Source organism: Paucibacter sp. XJ19-41, assembly GCF_028462495.1.
In the GTDB taxonomy this organism is placed as follows: domain Bacteria; phylum Pseudomonadota; class Gammaproteobacteria; order Burkholderiales; family Burkholderiaceae_C; genus Roseateles_E.
In genome coordinates, this window is sequence record NZ_JAQOWX010000071.1 from 19,167 (window position 1) to 30,267 (window position 11,101).

Sequence of the window (11,101 nt, forward strand, 5' to 3'; positions counted from 1 at the left end):
GTTTTCATGGCAATAAATGCCAGAATACTTGCACTTACTCAGTACCCCAAGCCCCGATCCACCAGCCCCACCATCTCTTCCCCTGCCTCGAACCGCCTGATGTTCTCCAGCACCACTTCCGCCGCCGTCTCCGGCTGCGTCATGCTGGCGATATGGGGCGTCAGCCAGATTTGCGGGTGCTGCCAGAAGGCGTGAGAGGAGGGCAGGGGCTCGGGGTCGCTGACGTCGAGGATGGCGTGCTTGAGCTGGCCGCGGGCCAGCGCGGCCAGCAGGTCGGCCGCTATCAGCTGCGGGCCGCGGCCCACATGGATGAGGCTGGCGCCGGCCGGTAGCTGGGTGAACAGCCCGGCGTTCAGGAATCCGCGCGTCGCCTCGGTCAGCGGTAGCAGGCAGATCAGCAACTCGCTGCGGGCCAGAAAAGCGCCCAGCTCCTCGCCGCCGGCAAAGCACTGCACGCCGTCGACCGCGTGGCGCGAGCGGCTCCAGCCGGCGCAGTCGAAGCCGAAATTGCGCAGCTGGCCCAGCACCGCCTGGCCCAGCGAGCCCAGGCCCAGCACGCCGATGCGGCGCTTGGCAGCCGGCCGTACCTGGATCGGCATCCAGCGGCTGTGCTCGCGCTGCTGGCGCTGATAGGCCGGCATGTCACGGTGCAGGCTCAGCACGGCCCAGCTGACGTACTCGACCATGCCCTGGATGATGCCGGGTTCGACCATGCGCACAATGGGCAGGTCGGCGGGCAGCTGATCGAACCTGAACTGGTCGACACCGGCGCCCGAGGAGAACAGCACTTTGAGATTCGGGAAGGTGGCGCGGATATCGGCCGGCGGCTCCCAGGCGGCCAGGTAATGCACCTTGGCCGGGTCGCCGATCTCGGGCCAGAGGCGGAAGTCGAGCTGCGGCCCGGCCTGGCGCGCAAAGATCTCGGCCCAGACCCGGCCGCGCACCGGGTCGGCTTTGTAGACGAAGGCGCTCATCCCAGGGCCTGGGTGGCCAGCGAGAACAAGCGCACCTCGGGCCGCTTGGCCAGCGGGCCGCCGCGCACCATCTCGGTCGGTGCGTCGACGCGCAGCAGGCCCAGGGTCTCCAGCCATTCGGTCAGGCCGCTGTCGAAGTCGACATCGATGCGCACGAACTTGCCGGCGCTCAGGCCCACCAGATGGGCGATCAAGGCCTTAGCGCCCTCGGCGTCGGGCGCGACGACCGGGCCGATGATCAGGCCGCGACCGAAGCGGCGCAGCATCCCGAAGCCCCGGGCCAGGCCCTCGTGGTCCAGCAGCACGGTATCCGCATGGCCCAGCAGCTCGGTGATCAGGGCCTCGCGCGGCATGCCGCGCGCCTGGGCGTCGAGCTCGATCAGGCTGCTCACATCGTTATGGTCCGAGGGGCGCAGACGCCAGCCCTCATCCAGCGCCACCAGCGGCGCCGAACCGGCGGTGCCCTGGTGCTGGCGCACCTCGCCCGTGCGCTCAAAGCCCAGGCGTTCATAGAGGCCGCGGCCCTCGGCGGTGGCATGCAGCAGCACGCAACAGGCCTCGCCGAGCTGGGCCAGCGCGGCCTGCATCAGCCGGTAGCCGATGCGCCGGCCCTGGCAGCGCGGGTCGACGATGACCAGGCCCAGCGTCGCATGGGCCGGGCCCCAGGGCCAGACCAGCGTGGTGCCGACCAGCTCGCCGTCGCGCTCGGCCACCAGGCCGCCGCCCAGCGCGAACGCGGCCTGCCAGTCGGCCAGCCGGTGCGGCCAGTGCACGGCCAGCGACAGCGCGTGCGCGGCCTCCAGATCGCCGGCTTGCATCGCGCGCAGCACGATGCCGTCGGCCGAGGCCGCTGGCATCGCGGCGACATTGGATTCGTAGCTCAAGGGATTCTCTCCATATCGCGGGTGTGGCCCCATGGTTGCAAGCTTGCCCATGCGGCGCTAGGACGATCTTGCTGCTTGGGCCCATTCGGCAGCTTCGGCTGTGCGAGCCGCGCGACTTGCAATTTACTGCGCTGTGCCGAGCGCCTACGCAAACACATTCCGTACCACCCTGCCTAGCATCGGTGCTGCCGATTTGAACCCAAGGAAGCCCGTGCAAACATTTGACCCCGACCTGATCGCCGTGCCCAATGGTCACTACCTCGATGGCCGGCTGGTCAGCGGCGCCGGCGGCCTGGAGGTGCGCCGCCCCTCCGACGGCAAGCCCTATGCCGATCTGCCGCTGGGTGATGCGGCCCTGGTGGACCGCGCGGTGCAGAGCGCCTGGGCCGCCTGGCGCGCCAGCGACTGGGCCCGCCGGGCGCCGCGCGAGCGCGCCCGCGTGCTGCGCCGCTGGGCCGATCTGGTCGAGGCCGACGGTGCGGTGCTGGGGCCGCTGGAGGCGCTCGGCTCGACCCGGCCACTGCAGGACGTGCTGGCCTGGGATGTGCCGTTCACGGCCGAGGGCCTGCGCTTCTTCGCCGAGTATGCCGACAAGCTGGGCGGCGAGGTGGCCGCCACGCAGAGCGACAAGCTGGGCATGACCATCACCGAGCCCTATGGCGTGGTCGGCGCGATCACGCCCTGGAACTTCCCGCTGGTGATGGTGTCCTGGAAGGTGGGCGCGGCGCTGGCGGCAGGCAATGCGGTGGTGCTCAAGCCCTCGGAGTTGACGCCGTTCTCGGTGCTTCGTCTGGCCGAGCTGGCCAGCCAGGCCGGCGTGCCGGACGGCATCTTCAATATCGTGCAGGGCGATGGCCGCATCACCGGCGACGCCTTGAGCCGCCACCCGCGCATCGCCAAGATGACCTTCACCGGCAGCACCCGCACCGGCGCGGCCATCATGGCCGCCTGCGCCCAGCAGGGGCCGAAGCCGGTGACCTTGGAGCTGGGCGGCAAGAGCCCGCAGCTGGTGTTCGACGATGCGTCCGATCTGGCCCGGCTGACCGGCCTGATCGCCAATGCGATCACCGGCAATGCCGGCCAGGTCTGCGTGGCCGGCTCGCGGCTGATCGTGCAGAAGGGCATTGCGCCGGCGCTGATCGAGGGCCTGGCCCGGCGCTTCGCGGCCGCCCGACCCGGTGCCACCTGGGACGGCGAGGCCACGCTGCCGCCCATCATCTCGCGCCCGCAGGCACAGCGCATCGCCGACATCGTGCAGCGCGCGGCCCGGGCCGGCGGCCGGGTGCTGGGCGGCGGCCTGCGCAGCACGATCTGCGGCGACGGCGCCTATTACCTGCCCACCCTGATCGAAGAGGTCGGTGCCGCCAACCCGGCCGTGGTCGAGGAAATCTTCGGCCCGGTGCTGACCGTGCAGACCTTCGACAGCGAGGAGGAGGGCCTGGCGCTGGCGGCGCACGCGCACTACGGCCTGGCCGCCGGCGTGCACACGGCCGATATCGGCCGGGCCCTGCGCATGATGCGGGGCCTCTCGGCCGGCACCGTGTGGATCAATCGCTACGGGCGCAGCAATGACTTCGTGATCCCGACCGGCGGCTACCACCAGTCCGGCATCGGCAAGGACCTGGGCCGCCAGGCCGTCGAGGCCAATCTGCGCATCAAAAGTGTGCTGATCGACTTCGCGGCGCCGCAATGAAGTGCATGTCTGCCCCCGCCTGGCGCGCGCCGCAGGCTATGCCGCAGGCGGGCACCCAAACCACAGTTTTGTGTGTGCCCCCCGGTCAATACCCCGCAACTCTGTTCACCTCGCATGCTTCAATGAAATCCAGATGACAGCAGCGTGTGCAGGTGGTTTTTGACACCCGCTTGACCCGACCAAGGAATGACTGATATGGCTATCTTCCGTCCCAAATACATCACCTTCGACTGCTACGGCACGCTGACGCGCTTCCGCATGGGTGAGATGACCCGCGACATCTTTGCCGACCGCATCAAGCCCGAGCAGATGGACGCCTTCATCGCCGACTTCTCGGCCTACCGCTTCGACGAGGTGCTGGGCGACTGGCAGCCCTACGAGGTGGTGCTGAAGAACGCGGTGCGCCGCCTGTGCAAGAAATGGGGCATCCAGTACTTCGACCACGAGGCCCAGCAGTATTACGACGCCGTGCCCACCTGGACCCCGCACGAGGATGTGCCGGCCGGCCTGGCCAAGATCGCCAAGGAGATTCCGCTGGTGATCCTGTCCAACGCCTCGGACAACCAGATCCAGAAGAATGTGGCCCTGCTCGGCGCGCCCTTCCACCGCGTCTACACGGCCCAGCAGGCCCAGGCCTACAAGCCGCGCCTGAAGGCCTTCGAGTACATGCTGGACTCGCTGAACGCGAATCCCGAGGACCTGCTGCATGTCTCGTCCAGCCTGCGCTACGACCTGATGTCGGCCGACGACCTGGGCATCAGGAACAAGGTCTTCGTGAACCGCGGTCACGGCCCCGGCAATCCGGCCTACAACTATGTGGAGATCGCGGACATCGGCGGCCTACCGGGCGTGGTCGGTCTTTGAGCCCCCCAGCCGCCATGAAGCTCGATTCCTTCTGGACCGACTCGGCACCGGCCTTTGCGCCGGCCGCGGCCGAGCTGCCGGCCAACGCCGATGTGGTGATCGTCGGCGGCGGCTTCACCGGCCTGTCGGCCGCGCGCAGCCTGGCCCAGCGCGGCGCAAATGTCGTGGTGCTGGAAGCCTGTGACCGGGTCGCCAAGGAAGCCTCGGGCCGCAACGGCGGCCATGTCAACAACGGCCTGGCGGTCGACTATGCGGCGGCGGCCGAGCAGTACGGCGTTGACAAGGCGCGCGCCTGGTACCGCGAGTTCGATGCGGCGGTCGATACGGTGGCGCGGCTGGTGCAGGAGGAACAGATAGCCTGCGACTTCCAGCGCAACGGCAAGCTCAAGCTGGCCACCAAGCCGGCGCACTACGAGGCGCTGGCGCGCAGCTGCGAGCGGCTGGCGCGCGAGGTCGACCCCGATGTGGAGCTGCTGGACGCGCGCCGGGTGCGCGACGAGGTGGCCAGCGAGCGCTTCGTCGGCGGCCTGCTGCAGAAGAAGAGCGCGCAGATGCATATGGGCCGCTTCGCCGCCGGGCTGGCCCAGGCCGCCGAGCGCAGCGGCGCGCAGATCCATCTGAACAGTCCGGTGCTGAAGCTGCAGCGCCAGGGCCTCAGCGAGGCGCACATCGTCCACACGCCGCGCGGGGCCGTGCGCGCCAAGCAGGTGCTGGTGGCCACCGGCGCGACCCTGCATGGCGGCTACGGGACTTTTGGCTGGCTGCGCCGGCGCATCGTCGGCATCGGCAGCTTCATCGTCGTGACCGAACCGCTCGGGTTTGAGCGCGCCCAGGCTCTGCTGGCCGGCCGCCGCACCTATGTGACGGTGGCCAATATCCATCACTATTTCCGCATGACGCCGGACCATCGCCTGGTGTTTGGCGGCCGGGCCCGCTTCGCGATCTCCAGCCCGACCTCGGACCAGAAGAGCGGCGAGATCCTGCGTCGCGGCATGGCCGAGATCTTTCCGCAACTGGCCGATGTGCGCATCGACTACTGCTGGGGCGGCCTGGTCGACATGAGCCAGGACCGCCTGCCGCATGCCGGCGAGCGCGACGGCCTGTACTACTCGCTGGGCTATAGCGGCCATGGCACGCAGATGTCGGTGCATATGGGTCAGCGCATGGCCGAGACCATGCTGGGCAATGCCGCGGCCAACCCCTGGCGCGACCGGCCCTGGCCGGCGATCCCGGGCCATCTGGGCCCGCCCTGGTTCTTGCCCGCGGTAGGGCTTTACTACCGCCTCAAGGACATGGTGTCCTGAGCAAATTTCGTCCCCGTCCGCCCCGTGTCCGTTTCACCCCCCGGAGAAAATCATGAACGAGAGCAAGAAGCTGCAAACCCTGATCGGTCCCCAGGAAAGCACCCGTGTGATGGATGCGCTCAAACGTGGCGCGACGCGCCGCGACATCCTCGCGATGCTGATGGCCGGCGGCATGCAGGCCGGTCTGGCCGGCGGCCTGGCGGGCACCGCACTGTCGGCCCATGCGCAGACGCCCAAGCGCGGCGGCAAGATCCGGGTGGCCGGCGCCACCGGGGCGATCACCGACACGCTGGACCCGGCCAAGATGTCCAACCAGACGGACTATTCGCGCGGCTGCATGCTCTACAACGGCCTGACCTCGCTGGACGGCAGCCTGACGCCGCAGCCGGCGCTGGCCGAGGAGTTCGCGACCAAGGACGCCAAGACCTGGGTCTTCAAGCTGCGCAAGGGCGTGGTCTTCCATGACGGCAAGGCGCTGACGCCCGCCGACGTGGTGTTCTCGATTGCCCGCCACAAGGACGCCGCCACCGCCTCCAAGGCCAAGGCCCTGGCCGACCAGATCGACACGGTCAAGGCCACCGGCGCCAACGAGGTGACCATCACCTTGNCGATTGCCCGCCACAAGGACGCCGCCACCGCCTCCAAGGCCAAGGCCCTGGCCGACCAGATCGACACGGTCAAGGCCACCGGCGCCAACGAGGTGACCATCACCTTGAGCGCGCCCAATGCCGACCTGCCGGTGATCCTCGGCACCTTCCACTTCATGATCGTCAAGGACGGCACGACCGACTTCACGACCGGTATCGGCACCGGCCCCTTCAAGCTCAAGGAGTTCAAGCCCGGCGTGCGCTCGGTCGCGGTGCGCAACGAGGCCTACTGGAAGCCCGGACGTCCCTATCTGGACGAGATCGAGTTCGTCGGCATCGGCGACGAGGGCGCCCGCGTCAACGCGCTGCTGTCGGGCGATCTGGATCTGGTCGCGGCGGTCAACCCCCGCTCGGTCGAGCGCGTCAAGAGCACGCCCGGCTATGCGATTTTCGCGACCCAGTCGGGCCAGTACTCGGACCTGATCATGCGCCGCGATATGGGCCCGGGCGCGAACCCCGATTTCGTGCTGGCGATGAAGCATCTGTTCGACCGCGAGCAGATGAAAAAGTCTATCGCCCTGGGCCATGCCGTGGTCGCCAACGACCAGCCGATTGACCCGACCAACCGCTTCCACTTCGCCGGTCTGCCGCAGCGCGCTTATGACCCTGAGAAGGCCAGGTTCCATCTGAAGAAGGCCAATCTGGGCAGCGCGGCTATCCCCGTTGTCGTGTCGCCGGCCGCGATGTACTCGGTCGAGACGGCTCTGGTGCTGCAGCAGGCGGCGCAGCGTGTCGGCCTGAATCTGGACGTCAAGCGCATGCCGGCCGATGGCTACTGGGCCAACCACTGGCTCAACAGCCCGGTGGGCTTCGGCAATATCAACCCGCGCCCCAGCGCCGACGCGCTGCTGACCCTGCTGTTCAAGTCGGACGCGGCCTGGAACGAGTCGCGCTGGAAGAATGAGAAGTTCGACCAGCTCTTGATCGGCGCCCGCGCCGAGACCGATCTGGCCAAGCGCAAGCAGATGTATGCCGATATGCAGACCATGATCCATCAGGACGCCGGCATCGGCATCCCGCTGTTCCTGGCCAGCATCGACGGCCACAATGCCAAGCTCAAGGGCCTGTCGCCGATCCCGCTGGGCGGGCTGATGGGCTACTCCTTCGCCGAGCATGTCTGGCTCGACGCCTGATTGATCGCTCACCCCTGAAGCCATCATGAACCTGCTGATCCTGCGACTCATCGTCAACCGCGTGGCGCTGGCCCTGGTCTCGCTGCTGGTGGTGTCCGCGGTCGTGTTCACGATCACGGCCCTGCTGCCCGGCGATGCGGCGCAGGCCCAGCTGGGCCAGGAGGCCACGGCCGAATCGCTGGCCGCGCTGCGCGAGCAGATGGGGCTGAACGTGCCCGCCCACCAGCGTTACTGGGCCTGGCTCTCGGGCATGGTGAGCGGCAATCCCGGCCTCTCCATCGTGACCCATATGCCGGTGGCCGACATGATCTCCAGCCGGCTGCCGAACTCGGTCAAGCTGGCGGCGATCACCGCCGCCATCGCCGTGCCGCTGGCGCTGGCGCTGGGCATCGCCTCGGCGATGTGGCGCGGCTCCTGGTTCGACCGCCTCGCCAGCTCGGGCGCGGTGGCTGTGGTCTCGGTGCCGGAGTTTCTGGTCGCGACCCTGGCGGTACTGATCTTCGCGGTCGAGCTGCGCTGGCTGCCGGCACTCTCGTACAGCAGCAGTGTCGACTCGATAGGCCAGATGCTGCGCGCCTTCGCGATGCCGGTGCTGAGCCTGTGCTGCGTGACGATGGCGCAGATGATGCGGATGACACGCGCCGCCGTGGTCGACCAGCTGCGCGCACCCTATATCGAGATGGTGCGGCTCAAAGGCGCCTCGCCGACCCGCATGGTGTTGGCCCATGCGCTGCCGAATGCGATCGGTCCGATCGCCAATGCGGTGGCGCTGTCGATGTCCTATCTGCTGGGCGGCGTCATCATCGTCGAAACCATCTTCAACTACCCCGGCATCGCCAGCCTGATGGTGGACGGCGTCAGCCAGCGCGATATGCCGCTGGTGCAGACCTGCGCGATGCTGTTCTGCGCCGTCTACCTGCTGCTGGTGACCCTGGCCGATATCTGCAGCATCGTCGCCAATCCCCGCCTTCGCCATCGCTGAACCAAGGCCCACCCCATGTCCACCCTGACCCCCACCACGGCAGAACCCGCCGCCCCGCGCGCGCGGCGCCGCCTGCTGCCTTCGATGAGCTGGCCCGGCCTCCTGGGCCTGGCCGTGCTGCTGGCCTGGCTGCTGGCCGCCCTGATCGGCCCCAGCCTGATGGGCCAGGGCGGCGCCGACATGGGCGCCGGCGATGTGTTCGCCGGCATCAGCGCCCAGCACTGGCTGGGCACCGACTATCTGGGCCGCGACATGCTGGCTCGCGTGATCGAGGGCGCGCGCTACACGGTCGGCGTGGCCCTGCTGGCCACGCTGGCTGCCAGCAGCACCGGCACCGTGCTGGCCCTGCTGGCGGCCTCCAGCGCCCCCTGGCTGGACGGCGCCTTGAGCCGTGGCATCGACACGCTGACCTCGATCCCGTCGAAGATGCTGGCCCTGATCATGGTCGCGGCCTTCGGCTCCTCGCTGCCGATGCTGATACTGACCGCGGCCATCATCTATGTGCCCGGTGCCTACCGCATCGCCCGCTCGCTGGCCGTCAACATCAACGCGATGGACTATGTGGTGGTGGCCCGCACGCGCGGCGAAGGCCGCCTGTACATCATGCTGCAGGAGATCCTGCCGAACATCGTCAACCCGATGCTGGCCGATCTGGGCCTGCGCTTTGTCTACGTCGTGCTGCTGCTGGCTTCGCTGAGCTTCCTGGGCCTGGGCGTGCAGCCGCCGGCGGCCGACTGGGGCTCGCTGGTGCGCGAGAACATCGGTGCGCTGCCCACCGGCGGCGCCGCCATCATCGCGCCGGCCCTGGCCATCGCCAGTCTGACCATCGCGGTGAATCTGCTGATCGACAACCTGCCGGGCCGTGCGGCTCGCGAAGGCGGGGTGCACTGATGGGCGCGCCAGTCACAGTCCGCGATCTGCGCATCGTCGTCGACAAAGCCAATATTGACGGAAGCGGCGGCGAACACGCCATCGTCGACAAGCTCAGTTTCACCATCGCCCCGGGCGAGGTGCTGGCCCTGATCGGCGAGTCCGGCTCGGGCAAGACCACCACCGCGCTGGCGCTGATGGGCTATGCGCGCCATGGCTGCCGTATCGCCGGCGGCAGCATCACGATAGGCAGCACCGATGTGCTGGCGCTGTCCGAGCCGCAGCAGCGCGCGCTGCGCGGCCGCACGGTGGCCTATATCGCGCAGAGCGCGGCCGCCTCGTTCAACCCCTCGCGGACCATCATGGACCAGGTGGTCGAACCGGCGCTGATCCACCGGCTGATGCCGCGCGCTGCGGCCGAGGCCAAGGCCGTCGAGCTGTTCCGCGAGCTGGCACTGCCCGATCCGGACACCATCGGCTCGCGCTATCCGCACCAGGTCTCCGGCGGTCAGCTGCAGCGCCTGATGGCGGCCATGGCCCTGATCAGCGACCCGGATCTGGTAATACTCGACGAGCCAACCACGGCGCTGGACGTGACCACCCAGATCGAGGTGCTGCGCGCCTTCCGCCGCGTTGTGCGCGAGCGCCGTGCCACCGCCGTCTATGTCAGCCACGACCTGGCCGTCGTGGCCCAGATGGCCGACCACATCCTGGTGCTGCGCGACGGCACGATGCGCGAGATCGGTGCCACTGCGCAGATCATCACCGCACCGGTCAACGACTACACCCAATGCCTGCTGGCCGCCGCGCAGCCGCGCGAGCGCGCGGGTGGCCAGTGCTCGGCCCAGGCCGGCAGCAACCAGCCGCTGCTGGAGGTCAGAGGCCTGTCGGCCGGCTACGGTCCGCTCGACAAGCAGGGCAAGCCGGCCATCCTGATCCTGGAAGACATCCATCTGAAGCTGTATCGCGGCCAGGCCATCGGCGTGATCGGCGAGTCGGGCTCAGGCAAGACCACCTTGGCGCGCGCCATCGCCGGCCTGATCGCTCCAGCCAAGGGCCAGATGCTGTTCAACGGCAAGGCCATGCCGCCCAGTTTGGCCCAGCGCAGCAAGGACGAGCTGCGCCGCGTGCAGATTGTGTTCCAAATGGCCGATACCGCGCTGAACCCCAGCCACAGCATCGAGCGCATCCTGGCCCGACCGCTGCAGTTCTACAAAGGTCTCACCGGTGCGGCGCTACAAAAACGCATCGCCGAGCTGCTGGACCTGGTCAAGCTGCCGGCCGCCAGCGCGCAGCGCCTGCCCGGCGGGCTGTCGGGCGGGCAGAAGCAGCGCGTCAATCTGGCGCGTGCGCTGGCCGCCGAGCCCGACCTGATCCTGTGCGACGAGGTCACCTCGGCGCTGGACACGGTGGTCGGTGCCGCAGTGCTGGACCTGATCGCCGAGCTGCGCCGCGAGCTGGGACTGTCCTATCTCTTCATCAGCCACGACCTGCACACGGTGCGCTCGGTCTGCGACGAGATCGTCGTGATGCAGCACGGCCGCAAGCTGGCCCAGGTGGCGCGCGCCGACTATGAGCGCGGCCCGCACCATCCCTATTACGAGTTGCTGGCCCGCTCGGTGCCCGAGCTGCGCCAGGGCTGGCTCGACGAGCAGCAGCCGGCGGCCGCACAACACTCCTGAATCGGAACGAGAACACCCATGAAGACCTACAAGATCGCCGTGATCCCCGGCGACGGCATCGGCAAGGA

Annotated in this window: 9 protein-coding genes; 7 read left to right on the forward strand and 2 right to left on the reverse strand. The window is 68.5% G+C overall.

The genetic code is table 11. The features are described from left to right. Positions 1-38 precede the first annotated feature (38 nt). Entirely contained in the window at positions 39-974 is a 936-nt protein-coding gene (locus PO768_RS17960) for a 2-hydroxyacid dehydrogenase (RefSeq protein WP_272647144.1), read from the reverse strand. Next, on the reverse strand, positions 971-1,831 hold the full coding sequence (locus tag PO768_RS17965; RefSeq protein ID WP_272647150.1) for a GNAT family N-acetyltransferase: 861 nt from the start codon (positions 1,829-1,831) through the stop codon (positions 971-973). The genes PO768_RS17960 and PO768_RS17965 overlap by 4 nt, the downstream gene beginning before the upstream one ends. Positions 1,832-2,069: 238 nt before the next feature. Between PO768_RS17965 and PO768_RS17970 the strand changes: the two genes are divergently transcribed. The 7 genes from PO768_RS17970 (at position 2,070) to PO768_RS18000 (ending at position 11,033) form a co-directional block, all read left to right on the forward strand. Then, positions 2,070-3,551 (forward strand): aldehyde dehydrogenase family protein, encoded by a 1,482-nt coding sequence (locus tag PO768_RS17970; protein WP_272647145.1) that lies wholly within the window; start codon positions 2,070-2,072, stop codon positions 3,549-3,551. A gap of 195 nt (positions 3,552-3,746) precedes the next feature. Then, positions 3,747-4,415, forward strand: coding sequence for a haloacid dehalogenase type II (locus PO768_RS17975; RefSeq protein WP_272647146.1), 669 nt, complete (start codon positions 3,747-3,749; stop codon positions 4,413-4,415). 14 nt (positions 4,416-4,429) lie between these two features. Next, the gene (locus PO768_RS17980; protein ID WP_272647147.1) at positions 4,430-5,719 is read left to right on the forward strand and encodes an NAD(P)/FAD-dependent oxidoreductase; all 1,290 of its coding nucleotides are present in this window, start codon (positions 4,430-4,432) and stop codon (positions 5,717-5,719) included. A gap of 52 nt (positions 5,720-5,771) precedes the next feature. Beyond that, entirely contained in the window at positions 5,772-7,499 is a 1,728-nt protein-coding gene (locus PO768_RS17985; protein WP_272647148.1) for an ABC transporter substrate-binding protein, read from the forward strand. A 25-nt stretch (positions 7,500-7,524) separates the two neighbouring features. After that, positions 7,525-8,481: an ABC transporter permease gene (locus PO768_RS17990; protein ID WP_137945214.1), complete on the forward strand. Its 957-nt coding sequence runs from the start codon at positions 7,525-7,527 to the stop codon at positions 8,479-8,481. A gap of 15 nt (positions 8,482-8,496) precedes the next feature. After that, positions 8,497-9,372, forward strand: coding sequence for an ABC transporter permease (locus tag PO768_RS17995; RefSeq protein WP_137945215.1), 876 nt, complete (start codon positions 8,497-8,499; stop codon positions 9,370-9,372). Further along, a complete protein-coding gene (locus PO768_RS18000; protein WP_272647149.1) occupies positions 9,372-11,033 on the forward strand; it encodes an ABC transporter ATP-binding protein in 1,662 nt (553 codons plus the stop codon). The genes PO768_RS17995 and PO768_RS18000 overlap by 1 nt, the downstream gene beginning before the upstream one ends. The last annotated feature ends 68 nt before the right edge of the window (positions 11,034-11,101 follow it).

Bases quoted from the DNA above. Each gene is read 5' to 3' on its own strand.
- PO768_RS17960 (WP_272647144.1), bottom strand. From the start codon at position 974: ATGAGCGCCTTCGTCTACAAAGCCGACCCGGTGCGCGGCCGGGTCTGG.
- PO768_RS17965 (WP_272647150.1), bottom strand. From the start codon at position 1,831: ATGCCAGCGGCCTCGGCCGACGGCATCGTGCTGCGCGCGATGCAAGCC.
- PO768_RS17975 (WP_272647146.1), top strand. From the start codon at position 3,747: ATGGCTATCTTCCGTCCCAAATACATCACCTTCGACTGCTACGGCACG.
- PO768_RS17980 (WP_272647147.1), top strand. From the start codon at position 4,430: ATGAAGCTCGATTCCTTCTGGACCGACTCGGCACCGGCCTTTGCGCCG.
- PO768_RS17990 (WP_137945214.1), top strand. From the start codon at position 7,525: ATGAACCTGCTGATCCTGCGACTCATCGTCAACCGCGTGGCGCTGGCC.
- PO768_RS17995 (WP_137945215.1), top strand. From the start codon at position 8,497: ATGTCCACCCTGACCCCCACCACGGCAGAACCCGCCGCCCCGCGCGCG.
- PO768_RS18000 (WP_272647149.1), top strand. From the start codon at position 9,372: ATGGGCGCGCCAGTCACAGTCCGCGATCTGCGCATCGTCGTCGACAAA.